Source organism: Alicyclobacillus acidocaldarius subsp. acidocaldarius Tc-4-1, from assembly GCF_000219875.1.
GTDB lineage: Bacteria > Bacillota > Bacilli > Alicyclobacillales > Alicyclobacillaceae > Alicyclobacillus > Alicyclobacillus acidocaldarius_A.
This window is the reverse complement of record NC_017167.1, coordinates 2289029-2310025: the sequence shown is the minus strand read 5'-3', so window position 1 is coordinate 2310025 and position 20997 is coordinate 2289029. Positions and strand designations below refer to the sequence as shown.

18 protein-coding genes are annotated in these 20997 nt (G+C 58.7%); all 18 read left to right on the top strand.

Going from position 1 to position 20997, the window contains the following annotated elements; all coding sequences use genetic code 11:
* Positions 1–35 precede the first annotated feature (35 nt).
* The 18 genes from TC41_RS11195 (at position 36) to TC41_RS11110 (ending at position 20996) form a co-directional block, all read left to right on the top strand.
* On the top strand, positions 36–989 hold the full coding sequence (locus TC41_RS11195) for a phosphodiester glycosidase family protein (protein WP_014465162.1): 954 nt from the start codon (positions 36–38) through the stop codon (positions 987–989).
* A gap of 134 nt (positions 990–1123) precedes the next feature.
* On the top strand, positions 1124–1258 hold the full coding sequence (locus TC41_RS17080; RefSeq protein ID WP_258165035.1) for a hypothetical protein: 135 nt from the start codon (positions 1124–1126) through the stop codon (positions 1256–1258).
* Complete coding sequence (locus tag TC41_RS16925) at positions 1255–1503, top strand: hypothetical protein (protein WP_237699925.1); 249 nt, start codon at positions 1255–1257, stop codon at positions 1501–1503. The genes TC41_RS17080 and TC41_RS16925 overlap by 4 nt, the downstream gene beginning before the upstream one ends.
* A 23-nt stretch (positions 1504–1526) precedes the next feature.
* Positions 1527–1997 (top strand): disulfide bond formation protein B, encoded by a 471-nt coding sequence (locus tag TC41_RS11185; protein ID WP_374952853.1) that lies wholly within the window; start codon positions 1527–1529, stop codon positions 1995–1997.
* A gap of 203 nt (positions 1998–2200) precedes the next feature.
* Entirely contained in the window at positions 2201–3622 is a 1422-nt protein-coding gene (locus TC41_RS11180) for a hypothetical protein (RefSeq protein ID WP_014465159.1), read from the top strand.
* A 120-nt stretch (positions 3623–3742) separates the two neighbouring features.
* Positions 3743–7864, top strand: a complete 4122-nt coding sequence (locus tag TC41_RS11175; protein WP_148260184.1) for a hypothetical protein — start codon at positions 3743–3745, stop codon at positions 7862–7864.
* A 130-nt stretch (positions 7865–7994) separates the two neighbouring features.
* On the top strand, positions 7995–8600 hold the full coding sequence (locus TC41_RS11170; protein WP_014465157.1) for a sigma factor-like helix-turn-helix DNA-binding protein: 606 nt from the start codon (positions 7995–7997) through the stop codon (positions 8598–8600).
* Positions 8578–11064: an ATP-binding protein gene (locus TC41_RS11165; protein ID WP_014465156.1), complete on the top strand. Its 2487-nt coding sequence runs from the start codon at positions 8578–8580 to the stop codon at positions 11062–11064. The genes TC41_RS11170 and TC41_RS11165 overlap by 23 nt, the downstream gene beginning before the upstream one ends.
* Before the next feature lie 119 nt (positions 11065–11183).
* Positions 11184–14477: a hypothetical protein gene (locus tag TC41_RS15420; protein ID WP_014465155.1), complete on the top strand. Its 3294-nt coding sequence runs from the start codon at positions 11184–11186 to the stop codon at positions 14475–14477.
* A 95-nt stretch (positions 14478–14572) separates the two neighbouring features.
* Complete coding sequence (locus tag TC41_RS11145; protein WP_014465154.1) at positions 14573–15337, top strand: phage repressor protein; 765 nt, start codon at positions 14573–14575, stop codon at positions 15335–15337.
* 48 nt (positions 15338–15385) lie between these two features.
* Positions 15386–16000 carry a metal-dependent hydrolase gene (locus TC41_RS11140; protein ID WP_237699923.1) on the top strand — a complete coding sequence of 205 codons (615 nt, stop codon included), beginning with the start codon at positions 15386–15388 and terminating at the stop codon, positions 15998–16000.
* 13 nt (positions 16001–16013) lie between these two features.
* Positions 16014–16268, top strand: a complete 255-nt coding sequence (locus TC41_RS11135) for a hypothetical protein (RefSeq protein WP_014465152.1) — start codon at positions 16014–16016, stop codon at positions 16266–16268.
* 14 nt (positions 16269–16282) lie between these two features.
* Positions 16283–16552 carry a recombinase family protein gene (locus TC41_RS15925; RefSeq protein WP_237699922.1) on the top strand — a complete coding sequence of 90 codons (270 nt, stop codon included), beginning with the start codon at positions 16283–16285 and terminating at the stop codon, positions 16550–16552.
* Entirely contained in the window at positions 16524–17723 is a 1200-nt protein-coding gene (locus TC41_RS11130; protein WP_049784363.1) for an RNA-guided endonuclease InsQ/TnpB family protein, read from the top strand. The genes TC41_RS15925 and TC41_RS11130 overlap by 29 nt, the downstream gene beginning before the upstream one ends.
* Positions 17724–17789: 66 nt before the next feature.
* A complete protein-coding gene (locus tag TC41_RS11125; protein WP_014465150.1) occupies positions 17790–18401 on the top strand; it encodes a TcpE family conjugal transfer membrane protein in 612 nt (203 codons plus the stop codon).
* A gap of 64 nt (positions 18402–18465) precedes the next feature.
* Positions 18466–19080 carry a hypothetical protein gene (locus TC41_RS11120; RefSeq protein ID WP_237699921.1) on the top strand — a complete coding sequence of 205 codons (615 nt, stop codon included), beginning with the start codon at positions 18466–18468 and terminating at the stop codon, positions 19078–19080.
* Positions 19077–19748, top strand: a complete 672-nt coding sequence (locus TC41_RS11115; RefSeq protein WP_014465148.1) for a hypothetical protein — start codon at positions 19077–19079, stop codon at positions 19746–19748. The genes TC41_RS11120 and TC41_RS11115 overlap by 4 nt, the downstream gene beginning before the upstream one ends.
* Positions 19749–19763: 15 nt before the next feature.
* Positions 19764–20996 (top strand): transglycosylase SLT domain-containing protein, encoded by a 1233-nt coding sequence (locus tag TC41_RS11110; protein ID WP_148260183.1) that lies wholly within the window; start codon positions 19764–19766, stop codon positions 20994–20996.
* Position 20997 lies beyond the last annotated feature (1 nt).

Genomic DNA, 20997 nt, shown 5'->3' with positions numbered 1-20997 from the left:
CGAATCCCCACCCCGTTCTTACGCGGTCGCTTGTCGTGGACGGACAGCCCGTTAATGAAGTCATCATCGACGTGCGGGATCCCCGCATCGAGGTCAAGCCAGCCATTGCGAACAACCACTTAGGCACGACGGCTTCGCTCGCCGCCATTGCGAAACAAAATCATGCCATCGCCGCGATCAACGGTACGTTCTTCGACGCGGGTGGCGATAACTTCCCGGCCGGGGCTTTGGAGTTGAACGGCCAATTCGTGTACAACGACAAAGGCACGCTTCTCGGCATTGGCGCTCAGGGCCAGCTTACGATGCTGCGGGCGACCGAAGAGCTGTCGCTGAACGTCTACGATCCTACGAATACGATCAGCAACATGTGGCCTTGGTTTCTCAACACCTTGAGCACCAACCCTATGCGGATCAGCGTGTTGACGCCGTTCTACGGGCCGCGCACTCGCGAATCGTCGTCTGTCGTGGCGGAGGTGGAGAACAACAAGATCGTTGCGATCCACGATGGCATCACGCCAATTCCAAGCAATGGCTACGACATCGAGATGGGTGCGGGCGAGGCGAAAACACCCATCATGCAGCGGGTGCACGTGGGGGATCGGGCGGTGTGGGGAGATACTGTAGTTTCACTGGACACAGGAAAGACTGTACCGTTCAGTGCTTATCCAAACGCCATCGGTGCTGGCCCCATGTTGCTCAACAATGGCCGCATCGACATCGAGCCAGCAAAAGAAGGACTGGATAACTACGAAGTCGTGGACGCGGTGACACTGCGCTCGGTGGTCGGCTTCAATTCGTCCGGGCAGTTGGTGTTTTTGACGATTCACGACGCGAATGTATACCAGGAAGCTCAGATCGCCAAAGCGCTCGGTTTGACATACGCGATGAACCTTGACGGGGGGAGTTCAACAGGACTGTGGTATGAGGGGCGCTACTTGACGGTTCCGCAGCGAGCCTTGGCGACTGCGATCGTGGTGGAAGAGAGGTAACACATGCACTCCAATTAACAGCCTTGCGTCGAAAGGTGGCGCAGGGCTGTTTTATGCCGTTTTGCCCTGCAGACATCGCTCTTCGGAGGGGGCGATCTCTCATGCAACAAACCTGGGCAGTCTTCGCAAACGGTATGCAGGTTCGTGTCTTCTGGGTGGACGGTGAACCGCTCTTCGACGCAGCGGGCGTCTGTGAGGCGGTGGGGATGCGCAATGTCGAGAAGGCACTCCGAAAGGCTCGGACGACGATGAGAAGGGCGCGGTGGTGATCGAAGGGCCGGGCGGACGCGAGGAGATCCCCGTGGTGCGCGAATCGGGCATGCTGAGGCTCACGTTGTTGGGGAAGAACGAGCACGCGCGCGCGTTCCAGCGTTGGGTGCTGCGCGAGGTCCTGCCAAGCGCACTTCACGATGAATCTCAGTACGGCGAGGAGAAATTGCGGGCGCAAAAAGACCGCGCTTCTCGTCGATCTCCTCACCACGTTCCAAGAACGACTCTCCGACGAGGCGGTTGAGCGCCTTGTGACGGCTGTGGCGGATGTATTGCGCGACGAGAAGGGGTGATCTTCGGATGGTGAGGTTCTTCGGATGGCGAGCATCTACACGCCGTGCGCTCGGTATCCTCATTCCGGCGGTCGCGCTGAGTGTGAGCGCATACTGGAGCTTGCTGCTCCACTGGCGGGCGTGTGCGATGTGCTGGTCGGAGCGTCTATTGCTGGTCGCGGCGCTCCTCGGTTGGTTCGCCAACAATCGGTGGATGGTGCTGTTCGCACCGCTCCTTGGCTTCGGGATCGCGTCGGCGCAGTGGTGGATGCAGTTGCACACGGTACGCGCGCTCTTCTGTTCTGTGACGACTCCTTGCGATGTCTCATACCTCCACCTGGGGCCGCTCACGACCGCCGGACTCGCTGATCTCGTATTCTTTCTGCTGTTGTTGCTTGGCGTGGATTCATTCGCGCATCGACCGAAGCGAGCGGAGATGATTCCGTTTCCACGCAAGGCGGAATAGGCGACTGTGGATTGTCCTTTGCGGGCTGCGGTTCCTGCGCCTCCTGCCCGTAGTATAATAGCCGCAGAGCCAAAAGAGGAAAATTTTCAATCCTCCTATTGCAATTTTCACCCATTTGGATTATCCTAATAACAGGAAAAGATAATATGATCCATTTAAGGATGGATAATAAAGAATATTGTTTTGAATGGGAGTGAGAGACGATGAAGAAGATGGCTTGGAAGACCGCGCTGGCGCTTGCGGCTGCCGCGCCGATGGCGGCGATGGGGCCAACGGTGTTTGCGGCGCAGCAGACGTACAAGTATTACCCGACGGTGATCGTGGTGAACGACGTGCCGCAGAGCACGCCGGAGCACATCGTCGCGCCCGACCCGTTCGGCGGCGGGACTGGTCAGGCGACGTCGTTCCTGCCGATCTACTACGTGGATAAGGCGCTGGCGCAACTCGGCATTCAGGCGGAATGGAACGGCGGTAAGGGCGTGCTGAACCTGGTCGCGCCGAGCACGGTGAAGGTGAGCTACCCGAGCAGCGTCGAGTCGGTTCCGATCACGAGCGGGACGATGGTGATTGAGGTCAATGGGAAGCCTGTGATCTACGCGCCGAGGATCACCTATCAGGACTACGGGGCGAAGGACGAGACGACGTTTGTGCCGATCTACTACCTGGAGCAGGCCCTTGGCGACATGGGCGTGCAGACCGATTGGCAGAACGGGTCGGAGTGGGACATGACGCTCCAGAGCGTCGCGGCCAGCTCGAATCAGTCCGCTACGTATGAGACGCAGCAGCAGATGGCGGATGCGATGTGGCAACTGTTTGATGGGTTGCCGAAGATGGAACACGAGTGGAACGTGCCGAGTTTAGTCACTGTCAACGGAAATGCAACGATTCAAGACGAGACGACGTACGGCGGTGCGGGCGTCGTCACCGGATATCCGACGATGCAACAGGTTGGGGTGACGCCTGATCCGAATGCGCCCGTGACGACGGGGCAGGTGGCGACGTGGCTGGCGGACTGGGCGGCGTATGCGGTGCCGTATACCAATGGGGGACTCGCTCCAAGCGGCAATGTCCAGACGTTCTTGACGTACCAAGGTGTCACCGATCCGTTCACGTGGGCGGAGGACAATGATCTGTTCCAGGGTACCGGCATTACCGATCCAAATGCCCAGTTGACCACCAGTGAGGCGCAGACGGTCTTGAGCAATCTCCAGTGGTGGCTGGACGGGTACAAGGAGCAGAACGGCGTGTACACGCTCCATGCGCCGATTGGGTATGGGGTAGCGGGCGGATTGTCGCCAGAGAATCAACAGGCTTATCGAATTGCAGTGCGTGCTTTTAATCAAATTAAGTTGTGGCTTGTCGGCAATCAGATGAATGTGGAGCTTCCGTATACGGGGGACTCACAGGATTATTACAATGTGGCTGCTGCCCATGTGCCGGAGGATGTGACGACGGAGTATTATGCGCCGTCGGTCAGTCTCTCCAACGCGAGCCAGTATGAGGGCGGAACGACAATTTCGTTTGCGAAGCCGACTGGATTATTTGGTATTACCATAGGTATGGGGCAAGTTACCATGAATTATCCTGATGTTGTCCCCGACATTACAGTGGATTCGTCGCGTTGACTTTTGCACCGTACCGCGCGTCTCAGTCGAGGCGCGCAATTTTTTTGCCTGTTTTGCATGTCACCCTTCCTATGAGTAGGAAGGGGTGGTTGTGTGCGCTGGAAATTGAATGCGTCCCGAATGGGACTGGCAGGGGCGGCGGCACTCACAGCGTTTTCCGCTTTGTCGCCGAATGCTTTTGCCGCACAAGTGATTCAACCCGGAGGAGGGACAAGCGGCTATGGGTACATCGTTGCAGTGAATACGGTGTACACCCAGTTCGGCGGCGTGGTCGGAGAGTTCGCGATTTACGGAAGCGACAAGTTTATGGCATATCAATATCCAGGCACTCAAATATATCCAGGCTGGTCGGGGTTTTTTGGACCTTATCTCTACTCCGCTCTCGTCAGTGCGGCGGACGAGATTTCGGGTGCAACGCTGAGTAACGACATTGTGCAGTCAGACATCGTGAGCGACAACAGCCTGAATGGCAACGGGTACTTGGGGTTGCCGATCACTGAGATAGACTCCGTTGCTAGTGAACTCGGTGGTAATGCTCAATTCGTAGAAAATCAGGTCCAACCGTATGAGTACAAGCTTTATGACACTAACGGAAATGTTCCAACTCAATATCTCGTCCCCTTTGCCTACGTCGCCAGCGAATCTGGCGCAGAGATGGATCCATCCGGGGGTGTTGTGACGCCGACCGGGAACTATTACGGGAATGATCCGATCGAGCATTCGACATTCTACGTGATCCCGTCCAAGCCACCTACTGCCCAGAGCCTCACGGCACAGGTGCAGGGCACAAACGTCACGCTGACGTTCAACGTCAACGTGCCGCTCTGGAGTTCGCTCGCGAACTATCACTATGACGCGGTGGAGATCACGAATCTCGGCACTGGGCAGACGGAGTGGCTCGCGGGGACAGGATTCAGTGACATTTCCGAGATGCAGAATGAAGTCGGAAGTCAGGGAACGTACACGGATACGTTTTCCGCGAGTTACCTGACGCCGGGGAATTACGAGGCTCAGGCGTGGGTGGCAGACGGTGTGGATCGCATTTCGGGGCCTGTGACGGCCAACTTTACCATTGGGAGCAGCCAAAGCGGCAGCGGTGGAGGCGTGGGAACAGGTTCAGGGAACGGCGTCAGCGTTTCGCTGAGCGCCGTTCCCCAGCAATTGACGGTTGGGCAGTACAGCACCTTGACGGTGAACGTCAACGGGACGATTCAGGGCCCGAATCAACGCAGTGAACTGCCCAACGGCGATCACTACATCGTCGAACTGGCTGACGCAGATCATGGTACTACGTTAGCCGGAAGCGATACTGAAAACCTGGGCAACGTCACCTCGTACACGCAGGAAGTTACTTCTGCGCAGCCGTACACGGCGGAATACGAGGCGTATGTGATCGACACGTCGAACGGCCAGACGGTCGTCGCGCAGTCGACGCCTGTCCAAGTGACGTGGGGCCAGGTTCAGACACAGCCTACCACGGGGCAGTGTAGCCAGGCAAGCTGGTCAGTGGGAAGTGTCGGTTCGAACAGCGCGGGATTGACGTTTACCCACGATGACAGCGATACGTACGCATTCACCGTGAACAATGGCGGGAGTCTGAGCGTGCCGGGCGTCGGTGGCAGTGAACAGAGCGTGGGCGTGATCCTGACAGGGCAGCCTGGCGAAAGTTACACGGTTACAGCTACGGATACCACAACGGATTGCACCGTGTCGACAACCGTAACCTTATCTGCGAATGGCAGCACACCGATTCAAACGGGCAGCGTAAGCGCAATTGTGTCCGATCAGTACACCCAACTCATGGGTGGCGGGGCTGGTATCTACGCGGCCGGGCCAAATGTGACGGTGGATGCGGGCACGAGTGTCAATTTCAATGTGCAATTTCTGCAAACTGGCCAGCCCGCGATCTACTATTCCGATTTTGAGGCTCCTAACAACGGGAACTTGCCTGCGGCAACGAACACGGGTTGGAGCGTGACGCTGGTCTCGAACGGAGGAACGGGTGGAGCGTCACTGAATCAGACGTTCTATAACGGCGCTTCGACTGGAACGGTGAGCGTCAGCACGCAAACGCCACAGACGGTGACCTACACCGCGAGTCTCATCAACCCCGAAGGGGTTATGGAATCGAGTGAAACTTTCCAGATCACGTGGGCAGGTGCAACCGTGAGCGCGTCTCCGACGCAATTGCCTGTGGGACAGGTCTCGACCATCACAGTCAATGCAAATGCGCCGGGGAGAACGGTGACACTATATAGCACGGCCCCCGTGATCCAGGGTGAACAACCGTCGGAAACTTGCACAACCAAAGGGTGTCATTCGAATGGTAACTATCAAATCACGGTGAATGACACTGGCACGACGACGCTTCAAGCGGTGTCGAACACGGCGCAAGTGGTGAAGTTTTGGGTAACCACGACGCCGCCGAATCCGCCTAGCCCGACGGACGTGGGACAAGGCACGACATCGCCCACTGTCACGGTGGCATGGGGAAATAACACAGGTGTGTCTATCACGCTCATGGCGACGCCGGGATCGACAACCTATGGCGGAACGATTACGGAGTCGTACAGCGTGCAGGGCTGGCAGCCTGGGGATGAGGTCATCATCCAGGTTGTGAATGAGAGTCCAGCCACGCCTGCCGAAGCATCAGGAACGTATTTCCCCAATGGCTGGTATTCGAGCGGATATTGTACTGCGTCGGGGTGTGTGTATCAAGCCGTATTGACTGAGCCATCTGCGAGCCATAACGAAAGCGAGCAGCCGGTCACGCTGGAGGCTGGCATAGGCGGTTCGGTGACGGATCAGGGAGACACGCTCACAATCACGTATCAGGCGGAAGTCGTCAATGCAGATGGGCAGTTGTTGGCGACGAGCAATGAAATTACACCCACATGGGTGCCTCCGCAGAGCACGACACAGCCGAGTCCAACACCGACGCCCCAGCCGTCACCTTCGCCGACACCAACGCCGAATCCGAGCAGCGGTGTCACGTTGACGCTTGCTGCCAACCCTACGGAGTTGCCTGTGGGTCAGGCTACCACGCTGACCGTCAACGTGACGAGCGGATGGCAAAACACCGGGGATATGTGGATCACCATCGTGAACGAGACCACGGGTCAGACGGTGGGGCCGGGCGAGATCTTCACACCGAGTGCGTCGGAAACTTATACAAGCAACGTGCCGGGAACGGACACGTTTATCGCATACGTGTCGTATATTCCGCCCGGGGGCGGCGTGTTCGACATTCAGAACGACGCCTATCAGTCGAATCCGGTATCGGTGACCTGGACAAACGGCACAACACAACCCACTCCGACGCCGACACCGAATCCACAACCCACACCGCCACCGGAACCCAACTGCGGTTCGCCGTATGACTCGGACGAGCAGTGGACGAGCTATGGCAACGGTTCGGAAGAGCTGACGTGGGTGTACAACGTACCGACACCGGAGTACAACGCGCAGACCAACTCGTGGCAGTGTGTGGACGTTACGACGCAGGAGTCCCAATACTATCCGGCCTCCGTCAACGACGGCCAGATTTCCGGCTTGTCCTATGACCCCGGTACGCCGGAGGACATGTGGCTCCCGGTGCCGGCGGGTGAGTGGGACAGCGAGCAATGTCCGGGGCTCTTCTGTCAGTATTTCCAGGAGCACGGCTTCACGGGGCTCGAAGGCGGCGGGCCGACCGCGAACCAGATCTCCAGCACGCTCGATATCAACGGCCAAACCTACCACACCTACGGCCCGCCGATTGGCGATCAGACACCGACGGTGTGGGTGCGCCCGGATGCTGGATTCGGTTTCCGGTATGTGTGGCAAGGACCGCCCAATTCGCTGCCAACGGGCGGAACGGTGACGTTCACGATGACGAACCCGGACGGCGGGAGCATCACATGGACGGAGCCGCTGACCGTCAATTCCGATACCTTGTACGACGTCGGCGATACGCCGAACGGTACGCAGGCGCCGGAGATGGCGTCTGAAGTCGTGTCCTGCTGGACGAACGTGCCGAAGGGCGTGTATCTGGACGGCAAACCGGAACTTACGGCCTGGAGCATCAGTTCGAACCCGACCGTCGCCTATGAGGACGGCGCGCACATCTCGTTCGTGATGACGGTGGACACGCCTGCCGGCAACATCACCGTCACGGCGAACAATGTGGCGTGCACGTTCGGCTGGCCTGCGTATTGGTTCACGCATATCATCAGCGAAAGCATCGGCGGAAAGAGCTACTGATCCAGAGCGCAAAAATCGCCCGCCTGTCTGCCGCAAACGCGGCGGGCGGGCGATTTTTGCATGGCAAGCCGCTCTCGATAGAGCGGTTTGGTAAACTAGACAACAAGCGATGGTTCTTGGAGGTGGGACCATGCGAGACGATCTCGCCGATCTGATTGAGGAATACGAAGCGAGCCTGGAAGGCGTGAAATCGATCAAGCGCCATCACCAGAAGCAAGATGATCCCGGTAGCTACTTGGCTGTGAAATACTGCGAAAGCATGATCCGGACAACGGAGTATGCCCTGGGGCTCATGGAAGGCACCGTGAGGGTGGAACACCGGGAAGTCCCCATTGGAGATATGGGCGTGTTGGATCGGCTGGCGGCGAAACGGGGATTGTGCGGATGCGGCGAATGGGATGCGGACGAAGAGGACGAGGGGCACGAGGAACTGTGGTCAGAACGTTTGCCGGTGTCGTGGCGGAGCATTCTGAGCTTGCGCGAGGCGGCGTGCCTGTTGGCCTATGAACGAGGCATGACGTACACGGGCATTGCGCAAGCGCTGTCGATTACGCGCGGGGCGGTGCATTCGTACATTCGCCGCGCGCGTGAGAAACTTCGAAAAAGCAGAGGCTGTGCAACTCAGTCTTTTCGACGATGCACCCGACCTTGGTGCATGAGCAGAGAGCGAAAACTTGCCTGCCAACCCCCTCGGGATAGAGGGGGATTTTTTTATGCGCACAATCTTCTGGTATGACAATCTGCTCTTTCTGGAGAATGGCTCTTCCTTTGCGGTGTACCGGCTTCCAGCCCTGCCGTACGAGCATCAGCCGGAGGCGGTCAAGCGGAGCATCTATCGACAGCTTGAAGTGTTCTTCCAGACCTACCGCGGGTACGGGCAGTTGTTGAGCATCTCGGTGCCGATCTCGAGCGAAGAAGTGCTTACCCGCATGCGCAGCTTCGGGGATCACCCGCATTGGCGAGCGCACATGGAAATGGTCGCGGAACGACTGAAGGGACTCACGCCATTCGAGCGATTGACAGTGCTTGTGTTGCCGCTGGCTTCGCCTCTCGGCACCGCTTGGTCGCAGGTGCTGGATCGCCCCGACCAGTTGCGTGAGCGCGTGTCGGAACAGTTTGCGAGGTTGTGGGGATTTGCGAAGCGCAGGGTTGCGCGTGTGCAAGCGCCCGTCCTCACGCGGCACGATCTGTTGGTCTCACAGCAAGCGGAGCAGCGGCTGTTCAATCGATTGCAGGCCATCATCCCGATGTTGGAGCGAGCGGCGCCCCAGGACATCGAACGACTGCATCGCGCGCCGTACTGGCGCGGCCTAACCCCATGGCCCCTGGCCTTGCCGGATCCGCTTCCTAAAACGCTGACGGTGGAAGGCCGGGATGTCGTGATTCGGCCTCGTCCCTTGCGTCTGCCACTCGTGTCGGCGGCGGTGCGGGAAGACACGTTCCGCGTTCGCGTCGAGCATGACGACAAGCGCACATCGTATCAGTCGGTCATGGCGGTGGCGAGCATGCGCGAACGGCTCGAAGTCATCGGCGACGAGTGGATCTATCAACCGCTTGAAAAACTTGCGTTCCCTGTCGATGCCTGTGTGCACTTTGAAGTCATCTCCCCGCAACGCGCGCGAGAGATCGTCTATCGCCGCCGAAAAGAGGTCGCCAGCACGGGCGAACAGTACGCCGAAGAGGGTGACGTGCCGTGGGACATCTACGACGGACTGGAAGACGCGCAGGCCCTTGAAGCCAAGCTGAAGGCGGGCATGGCGTTTGCGACGTTCCACGCCTTCTTTGCGGTGGGAGCAGACAGCGAGCTTGAGATGTTGCGGCGTGAAGAAATGCTGAAAGAGCGGCTCCAGGGTTCGATTCGACTCGTCCATCCGCCCGGTGACGCGCTGAGACTCTGGCAAGCCTTTTTCCCGGGCACGACAGGCGGCGTGGAGAAAGCGTGGGCGATTCCTGCGGATCCGTCGGTGCTCGCGACCTCCGGTGCACTCGGCACCGCATGGGTCGGTGATCCGACTGGGCAGTGGTTCGCGCGGATGGTGCCAAGCGGAAGGCCCGTGTATGTAAATTGGTATCGCGCGATGCGCGAACTCAACCGCAGTGGTGCTGTGGCGTTTGCGGGCACACTCGGAAGCGGCAAGTCGGTGGGGATGAAGTATGCGGCGGACACCATGCTTCAATGGGGCGCAATCGGTGCTGTGGTTGACCCGAAACAGGCCGAATACGGATCCCTGGTCAAGTTGTGGCCGAACGAGAGCGTGTGGTGGACGTTTGGCGCAGGGAGCGCGTTGCGATTTTCTCCATTTCGCTTGGGGCGGGACGCGAGTGAATCACAGTTGATTGCGGAAGGCTTCCTGGGCGTTCTTCTCAACGTCACCACGCGCCGCGAGGATCAGCGAGCGTCGCTCGTCATCCAACGCGCCCTGCACGCGCTGTATCAAGGTGAACGGTGGGACATGGACCATTTCCTCATGTGTCTGGCCGCCGAGCGCAACAACGCGCAACGGCCGGAGGAAGAACGCAACCTTGCGGATCTCTTTCTCGGACTGCTCGAACATTACCGCACAAGCGAGTTGGGCCGTGCGCTCTATGGAAAAGACGGGGAAGACAACGTCATGGATAGCCGTGCAAGGCTGGTGGTGGCGTCGATTATGGGCCTGGACTTTCCGGACCCGGGGAGTTCGCCGGATGCATGGCGTGAGAGCCAGCGTTTCGCGGTCGCCATTCTCTACCTGGTTACGCAGATCGCGTTTCGACGTCTCATCATGGCTCCGCAAAACGTGCGCAAATTCTTCGCGGTGGATGAGGCATGGATCCTGCGCTCGATTCCAGAAGGCAGGGCGCTCCTCAACCGGATGTTGCTTCTTGGGCGAAGCATGAACCTGGTCCTGATGATGGCGGTGCAGAACCCTGACGTGTTGTTGCCGAAACCGGGGCAGGAAAACGACGACGTGGCGGCGAGCCTCGGATGGACGTTTGTCGGACGGCTTACATCGCGGATCCAGGTCGAGCACGCGGTTCGCTTGCTCGGGTTGCCGCTTGAGAACGAAGAGCAACTGAATCAGTACATCGAAACCTTCCAGGCATTTGAGAAAGGGCGCGGGTTTTTGCGCGATCCTTTAGGGCGCATTGGCGAGGTGCAGATTGACGTGGTGGATGCGGGGCTCCTCCAAGCGTTCAATACCACGCCGGAAGTGTTATGAGCACGATTCACATTGATAGGCTCAAGCCGCATTCGCCAACTGGATTGGTGGTGCGGCTCTTCGTTTGCCCTGCAACTTGCCACGGGATAGGAGGGATTAGTCTATGATTGTCATGGCCAGTGGCGGAACCCCACCCACCGAGGCGTCCTCAACCGCGATCACTAGCGGCAACGCGCTTCCGAGCATTCATCAGGTGGTCACGTCCGCCGCCGCTTCGAATACGCTCTTTGGTTATTCGAATCCCACGTCCCCATTTCCCGGCTGGCAGCATCCGTCTCCGAACGACTATACCTTCACGCTGCCGCCAGAAGGGTGGTGGAACACGCTCTTCGGGGGGCGGCGCCATCAAGGAAGTCGCGAACTTCATCGCGGACTTGGTGTCGCAGGGGGCTGGCGTGGGCTTTCCATATCGTGATCATGATCGCGGTGGACTTCACGAATCCAGCGTGGCTCGTGAACCCCATCTCTCAACGCATGGGAGTTTCATTCTCTCAGGCGTATTCGAATGTGTTTCTACGCTTGCTGCCGTTCCTGTGCCTGGCAGTAGCGATCTACATGGTGTGGCATTATCTCCGAGGACACCACACCAAGATCCTGACGGCGTTTCTCACCACCACGGCGATGGGCGGGCTGCTGTTTGTATTTTTATGCACTTCGCAGCGATCTTCCAGGTTGTGAACAACCTCTCGGAAAACCTGGATAACACCGTGAGTGAGGCCATCGAATCCGTGGCCGATCTCAGTGCCAGCACGATCTACGACGCCGCCTGGAATATTTATGTGCTGGAGCCTTGGGAACTGGCGCAATTCGGACATGAGTCGAACGACCTCGCCAAATTTAACGTATCCAACGCGGCGGTCGGAGAGAGCTATACGACGGATAGCGGGGCTTCCGCAACGATCCAGCCGGGAGATAATTGGGTAGTTCTCTTCATGAAGAACACCACGTCCCAGGCGCGAGACAGCCTGCTGAATGACATCTTGAGTACGTCTCAGCCCTTTGCGAAATCGTCGTGGACGAGTACGAGTGTGAAGAACGCCAATCCGTACAACAACATCATCTTCCTGTTGGTGATGTTCATCCTGGGCTTGCCATGTCTCGCGTTTCTGGCGTTCATGGCGTTTATTCTCTTCGGATTTGAGTTGGCGTTTTTGTTCAGTGCGTTCATGGGCATTTTCGTCTTGCCACTCGGGTTTGTCCCCGAAGTCGGTTGGGGGATCGTGCAGAACTGGGCGAAGAAATCAGTTGGCTTTCTGCTCTTGAAGCTGGCCAATGTGGTGTATATGGCGATCACGTTTCTGCTCGTGACGATCGTGATGGATTCCGTTTCCTTGACCGGTGACGAGGCAACGCTCATCACGGGAGCCATCACGAGCGGGCTGATCTTTCTGGGGGCGCTCATGATGCGCCATCAGCTCTTCTCGATTTACGTCGAGCCGGTCGTCGCCCGTATTCAAAACGGAGCGATCACGGGCGAAGATGGCAAACCGCGAAGCCTCATGGACGAATGGCGTCAGCGCACCCGCGAAGCGTGGGGGCGGCGTGATCAACGTGACAAGCGTGACGACGACCAAGACAACAAGAGCGGTGGCGGCGGCTCTCTTGCCCAGAAGACCTTGAGCGCAGCATTCAGTGCGATGCAGCGAGGGGGAGGCGGAACTTTCGGCGCGCCTCCTGCAGGGAGCGCGGGAAACACTAGGTCTTCGCGCTGGTCTTCCTCCTATGGCGGGACCGCGCCGGGGAATGCGGCTGGCGGCGTTTCTGGTGGAACCCCGCTGGGAGGGAGATCGGCCGGCGGAAACAGTTCCAATGGAGCGCCGTCAGGAGATTCTTCCACAAGTCGTGCGCCGCAAGGCGGTTCGTCGTCCGGCACGTCCACTGCGGGTGGACAGTCGATACGACATGGACAGTCGACTGTTGACACCGACGATGAAACCAAGGTCGCAACGCTCGAGACGCAGAAGGGTACACCAGAATCTACCGTGGACGAACATCCAGGACCCGAAGCCGAATCGCGTCCAAGCGCGGACGCGAAATCGAACGATGGAGAGGAGAAAGTCCCAGAACAAGAGGTTGTATCGTCCAGCACGGACGGAGCCTCAGAGTCGCGTGATGCGCGTTCGGAGCGTGATGAAGATCGCGAAGCGTCCGAGCCTGACACGGTGCCTTCGAAGAGTACGGCAGATGGGATGGTAAGGCGCGAAGACGAGCCCATGCGGCGTGGAGCGGATGACGAGGTGGCGATGTCCTCCTTGGCGGACGCTTTTGCGACACCCGAACCCACATCCCAACCCGAAAGTTCGTCTGTGCAACGTCGCGTGACGGACGAATCTTCGCCGGAGCAAGCGGAACAGCAGGTGTCCGCAGAGGACGTGACCGAATCGTCACCCGTGGCGACAGAAGAACAGGATGTGCCATCTCCGCAGTTGGTCTCGGAAGCGTTTGTGGCACCACAAGTCGATGCAGGAGAACGGGTGGAAAGTGCTTCAAGGGCTTCTGAACCTGAAGCCTCCGCAGTGAATCCAGGGACGCTGCGCAAGGACAGCGAAACGAACTCAGTTTCAGGCCCCGGAAGCGAGGGAGCGCGCGCAGAGTCTCGTGCGGCGAACCGCTCTGAGTTGCCGGAAGTGGAAGTGGACGATGCGGAAGCCGGCGCGTTGGAGCGAAGCTTTCACACGCCTGCGCCTGTGCAAGAGACGGCGGCGGAAGCGAGCCGGCGGGGAGTGCCTGAAACGCCTGCCTCGTTGGAGCAAGATGAAACGCATACCATGGCGACTGAAGAAACTGGTACGCGCGACGACGCCCCTGCGGTCCAGGTTGAATCGTTTGCCGAAGCACAGACATCGGCTTCGGATACGACGGCAACCAAAACTCGCGAACAAGCGATCGAACGGCAGGCCGATGATTCAGGACGCAACATCACGCTTCGCCCGACGACACACGACGAAGCTCATGTGCCGGCAGACGGACGAGAGGCCACGGGAACGTCCATCGGTGCAGAGTTCACCCAGGCATCGGACGCCGTGAAGCCTGCTGCGCCTTCCGTCCACCCCGCAACGTTTCGCCGTATCGCGGGTACCCATGAATCTGAGGCTTCTGCGAACGCGAAACAAGCGGAGGGCGAGCAAGGATCGACGCCCCCCAGGGCCGCAGAGTCCAAGAACACGCCGAACACGGTGGTGCGGTTGCAACCGAAGGCTTCCCAGGCTTCTTCGCAAACCACTCGAACGAAACCCGCAGCGCACCCGCCTGCACGCAACACGCAGCGGCGCGAAGAGCGGCCGGAAGCTTCTCGACGTACACCGCCTGTCACACCTTCGCGCAGGGCCACGAATCTGCGTCAACGCGCGCGCATGGGGCAGCCCCTCCGGTTTGACCCGCGGCGTAATCGGAATCCGAGAGACAACACCTGAGACTAGGCTCGCCTGGGAATGCGGGCCTTTTTGCATGCCGTCCCCCTTCTGAGTAGAGCGGGGAATTCCGCCTGAAACTTCGGGAGGTCGAGCGAATGGATACGTTGTTGCCGTTTGAGTACGAAGGCAAGCAGGTGCGGGTTGTCATGGTCGATGGCGAGCCGTGGTGGGTGGCAAAGGACGTGTGTGACGTATTGGGCATCGTGGACGCCCGGAAGTCGGTTGGTCTCCTTGATGAGGATGAGCGGAATACTGTTCCGGTCACCGATGCACTTGGGCGTCAGCAAGAAACCTTTGTTGTGAACGAACCCGGATTGTACTCTCTGATTTTGCGTAGTCGCAAACCTGAAGCTAAGGGCTTCAAGCGTTGGATCACCCACGAGGTCCTGCCGACGCTCCGTAAGACAGGCCGGTACGAACTGCCGAATCGCAAGTCGACCGAAGACGAAGAAATGAAGCGCGAGCGGTTGGCTGTGATGCGGATGAACGCGCAAGCGCGACTGGCCAAAGTTGTGCTCGACGCCGCACAGAAGTTCCGGGATCAAATTTCCCAAACGGCGATTGAGTCGTTGCTGTTTGCAGCGGTCAATATCGCGGCTGGACGCGAACTCTTGCAGCCGCCTGCCAAGGAACGTTTATACTCGGCCACGGAGATCGCGGAAGAAGCCGGTGTCAGCGCAAATCTCATTGGCCGTATCGCAAATCAGTACGGGCTCAAAACGCCAGAATATGGCGAGTTTGTGTTAGACAAATCGCCGTATAGCGACAAGCAGGTGTCAACGTTCAGGTATAACGCCCGAGGCAAGGCAAAGCTGTTGGAACTGCTTGGCCTGCAAACGGAGGAGCTACTTCAGCACTAAGGCTTTTTTTGCATGCCACCCCGCTTCTCGTAGAGAGGAGGTGGCTTTTTGATTCATACGACTCACGCAGTGTTCGCGGTGGCCCTGACGGAGGTGATGCTGGCTTCAGAACACGCGCCGATCACGTGGCAAGCTGTCGCCACGGCTGCGGTGGCATACGCGGTCGCACCCGTGCCGGACATCGATCAGCCTGAATCTTGGATCTCTCGACACATACCGGGCGCTTCGGTGGTGTCGATGTTCGTGCGCCACCGCACGCTGACCCACAGCCTGCTGGTCTCGACGCTCCTGTACCTCGTGCTGTTCGGCCTGGGGCTTCGCATCCCCGACTGGCTGGCCACGGGGATCTGGGTGGGCTGGGTGAGCCACTGGGTGATCGATCTCGTGAACCCGCGCGGCGTGCAGCTTTTCTATCCGCTGCCCTGGTGGGTGAAACCGCCGGTGCCCTGGCTTGCGATTGAGGTCGAGAGCACAGGCGAAACCGTCATTCGCGTGGCATTGACCGCGTTTGCCGTGCTGTTTGCTCTCGCGTACTTGTTCCTTCACGCGCCACTTGAAATCCAGCACGCGGCAGGAGGAGTCTTGTCCGATGCTCGGCGCGTGGTGGGATGGGGCACCTGGCCGTGGTTCGGAGCCGTATGCCGCTTTTTGCATCTTCAGTAAAGGAGGCTTTCCCATGAACGGAACGGGAACGACGCTTAACGACATCACCAGCAATCCTCTGTGGAGCTTGTTGGATCCGATCTTTTCGATCTTAGGAGTCGTGGCGCTGGCGGTCATGGTGGTGCGGCTTTTCATGCACTATTTCAGGGGAGCCCACAGCAACATGATGGTCACCGTGGTCTTTGGGATGGTGGCGTTATTGTTTTTGCTTGCCCCGACGGTGTTCTTCCCCATTATCCAATGGTTTATCGGAAAGATCGGGGGTTGAGAACTGCTCACTGAATGATGGACAATCATGTACATTTAGTGTATTTTATTTCTATTAAACTCAGTGATTGGGCAAGAAAGAACGGAATTACGTACAAGACCGCCTGGCGTTGGGTCAAAGAAGGCCGGATGCCCGTGCCTTTTGAACAAACTCCTTCGGGCACCATTCTTGTTCACGAACCCGAGCCTTCCACGGAGAATGCCGTGGCCTTGTATGCGCGCGTGTCAAGCGCCGACCAAAAAGAGGTTCTCGAGCATGAAGATTCATCGGGCGTATCGGTATGAGTTGGCGCCGAATCGGATGCAACGGAACCTGCTTGCCAAGCACGCAGGTGCGGCCCGATTTGCGTACAATTGGGGGCTTGCCAGACGCATCGCGCTCTATGAAGAGACGGGGCAAAGCACGAACGCCATCGAACAGCACCGGGAACTCAACCGCCTGAAGAAAACCGACTTCCCGTGGATGTACGAGGTCTCCAAATGCGCCCCGCAGGAAGCGTTGCGGGACTTGGATCGCGCGTTTCAACACTTTTTTCGCAGGTTGAAGGAGGGGCGCAAGGCCGGATTCCCTCGGTTCAAGAAAAAAGGTCGCGACGATTCGTTTCGCCTGACGGGTTCGATTCGCGTCTTGGACAACGCTATACAACTGCCTCGGCTCGGGCGGGTTCGGCTGAAAGAGAAACCGCATGTCGAAGGCCGAATCCTGTCGGCGACGGTCAAGCGGGAGGCGGACCGTTGGTATGTGAGTTTGGCCACAGAAACGGAGATTCCGGACCCTGTTCCACCTTCGGGCGAGCCGGTGGGTGTAGATTTGGGTATTTCGTGCTTTCTCGCGTTGTCTGACGGGACGAAAATCGAGGCGCCAAAGCCGCTCGCCCGATACCTTCGCCGCTTAAGGCGGCTGTCGAAGCGGCATAGCCGAAAGAAACCAGGCTCGCGAAATCGGCGGAAGTCGGCGCTGGCGCTTGCCCGGCTGCACCGGAAGATCCGCAACATACGTCAGGACTTTTTGCACAAGGTGACGACGGAGCTCGCGAAAACCAAGCGAGTGATCGTCATCGAAGACCTGCATGTGCGAGGCATGGTACAGAATCGAGCGTTGGCGCGAGCCATTTCGGACGTGGGTTTTGGCGAGTTTCGGCGAATGTTGACGTACAAGTGTGCGTGGTATGGCTCGGAACTCATCGTGGCACCACGGTTTTACGCGAGCAGCAAGACGTGCTCGGCGTGCGGGTACGTGATAAGCGAGCTGCCATTGTCGGTGCGGGAGTGGACGTGCCCGGCGTGCAGCACGCGGCATGACCGCGACATCAACGCAGCGAAAAATCTTTTGAGAATTGGTACCGCGAGTTCCGCGGGAAGTGACGCCTGTGGAGATCCCTCTGGCGGGGGCGGCCTTGGGCTGCTAGTCATGGGTCGTGGAAGCAGGAAGCGAGAAGTGGACATTTGTCCATGAATTGCAGAACGGATAAGGCATGTGGCGAGGAGTGTTCCTCGCCACATGTGTAAGGGAGAAGTTGAGATGCCGAGAACTTACCAAAAACTGTTCAAGCAGAAAGTGGTTGTGACCAACATTGACCGGAAGATTCACTTGGGGTTTCGGCTCTACTGGGACGATCTCGTCACGTTCGCATTGTCCTGGATCTTCTTTTTCTTCTTCGACGCGTTCACACCTTATCGGCTGTTCAACCTCTTCATGAATCGTTGGGTGGTCGTTACCCTGAGCGCCGCAGGATTTACTTGGCTGGCGCGCAAGCTCGACCCGGATGGGAAATCGCTCGTCAAGTATTTGTATGGTTTCGTAGCCTACCCGTTTCGCAGCCATGTGAGCGATGGGTTTGTGCGCAAACCCCGCACGTTGGTTTGGCATCGAGGACGTCGCACGGTGTTTCACGCTCAGGCGCGCGTGTGGTGGACGCGCGGAGCGTTGCTTTTGCCGACGCGAGTGCGGACACGCTCTGCGGAACCGTGGACTTTCACCAACGCTGTACATGTAGACGTGAGCATTGGGCGTCGGCAAGCGGTCTTTCGACAGCCTCGGCGTCTTCGCTGGCCGAGCGGGCGATGGATCATCGGGCTTCGGCCTGGGATGTACGAGGTGTCGGGGCGCAAGGTCACACGGCTGGACCGATAATCACTGATTTTGCATGACAAACCACACTTCTATGAGGAGACCAAGGTACCGAGGAGGATGTACGTTGAAGAAGGGAACGTTCATGATCGCGATGGTCGTGCTGGGGAGTCTTGCGTTAACGGGGTGTGGAACCCACGCGACCCAAACCACGGCGTCCACGGCGCCTTCGCCGACTCAACCGGTTCCGGGACCGAGCGTGGGGACGCACGCTTCCAACACAGTCTCGTCGAATTACAAAATTCCACCGGTTAAAGAAGTTCCAGTGCCCACCAAAGCCCTGCCTGTGCAAATCACACAACATCTAAAACCCTATGCGAGCCGTTTGGAACATGTGACGTCGCTTCCGGTCACGGTGCCGAACGGGACCAAGAATGTGCTGGTCATCAGCGCGTTGACGGCCTATGCGATCCCACAATTTCAGAGCGTGTGGTCGCAACTGCACGACAAGCCCGCCGTCGTGTGGGTGGGACTGACGCAAGCGCAAACGGAGCGTGTGTGGAAACAGGCAGGCTATGCAGGTGATCCGTTGCCGAGCGCTGTCACGTTGTACGAGGATACGTCTCTGCCTGTCCCCATCGCCTATCACCGCGTGGCGAACGGCTGGGAAGCCGTGCCGGGGATCTTGCCTGCCTCGCAAGTGCATGACTGGTTGGCATTCTTTGAGGGGGCGAAACCGTGAATCGCAAAGTGACGTGGCTTGGGATAGGGATGGCAGCCTTGCTCGTGACGGGCTGCGGTGCGGCGACGAGCGTATCCAAACCGTCTGACGTTCAAGAGACAACGAGAATTTCATCGCATCCTGCTTCGTCCAGGGAAGTGACGGGGGTCAACGTGCTCCCGTCGCCACACGCCGTCTTGGGTTCAGAGACTTGGCACGGATTATCGCCTGTTCCAAGCTCGATGCTGCAAGTGCTTGAGACGGCGCGAGTCGAAACGGCATCCGGCCAGACCGTGGTTCTTCCGCTTGATCGGCCCGTCATTGTTTTCGCGCCGTGGTGCAAGTATTGCCACGAGCTGGCCCAGACCTTGAAGCAGGAAGGACTTTTGAGCCGAGCGACATGGGTTGCCGCGGGGTTCGAGCGATACGAATACCCGATGACGCAAAATGAGACCATGTTGCAAGTTCCGATGCCTTTCACGCTGGCTGAGGCCCAACAAAAGGTCCAACAAGCGTTCGCCGCCTTGGGGGTACCGATGCCGGAACGGGTCCTGTACGCGATGCCAGGGAGCGCGCTTGCGAATGCCATCCGAGGTTTTCCGGACGTGTTCGTCCCGCACGACGGGCGTTGGTATTTGCAGCCGGGTTACGTGGAGAACGCGGCGTTCTGGCGGGCTATTCTGGGATAAGGAGGAAGGCGGGATTTGACGGCGATCCTGGGGAGAATCGGACTGCGGATGGGGCTGCGTCTCGCTCGCCGCCGCTGGCCGCTCCTTCTCCTTCTGGCGATGTTTCTTGTGAGCATCCCATGCTTGTTTTTCCTGCTTCTCTTGGTGGCGGTGCTTGCGGGTGGCAATGCGCTCAATACGGCGGTGCCCTCGTCCTGGAACGGCCAAATTCCCACGGACGTGTCTCCGGCAGATGGGATCCCGACGCCGTTTGTGTCCTACGTGCAACAGGCCAGTGAGACCTACCAAGTGCCCATGCAGTATATCGCGGCCACGGCGCTCCACGAATCGTCATGGGAGCCGAATGCGTATGCGGATTACGACGGCAGCCACGCGATGGGCCTCATGCAGTTTGAGCCGGAGACCTGGAGTGGGTGGGAAGACCCGTATGTGCAGATCGATGAGCCGGACACCGACGCGCTTCGCATCCAGAAATACGGGGGACTCGGCGTGGACGCAGATCATCTCGAAGCGCCGATCGGTACGCCCGCCGAAGCGGCGCTTCAACCCCAGGAACTCCTGGCTTTGGACGAACAATGCGCGGCCAACGGGGATCAGGGGTGTGCGCCTTACGCTTCGCCCTACGACCCCGATGATGCGCTGAATGCTGGGGCGAAATACCTTCACGTGCTCTATCTCATGTATGGGAGTTGGCCGAACGCCAGTGCGCATTACTATGGTTCGAGTGACGAGGCGGCGGTGCAGGATTACATCAACGCGCTCATGCGCATGACGGCGGCCTATGTGCTGGACACGCCGCCTGTCCAACTGCCTGATCACAGCGGATACTGGCTGTTCGGCGACGCCAACCTCACCTTTACGCCGTCTTCGACGGGAGGATGGACGGTGCAGGCCAAGCAGGAGGACAAGAACTCCGCACTCGTCGCTCAATGGTTGCCGTCGCTGCCGATCATCGCGCCGGCTGACGGGGAAGTGACGTGGACTGTCGATCCCAGCAATCAAGTGGCCACGATCACGCTTCCCCTTCCCAACGGAAGCAGCGTGATGATCCGAGCGTCCTCGGATCAGGTGATGAAGTGGGATCTTGCGGAGAATCAGGCCATCGGGCCGGTGAGCGCTGGGGACATTGTGGGGTTTCTCAACGCCACGGAGCCGTTTCAAGTATCGAGCGACATCGCAGGCCTTGATCCGGGGATCTCGGCGGGTGTGGTGACGCCCCCTGGGAATCCCGTTCACGCAGGAGTGTGAG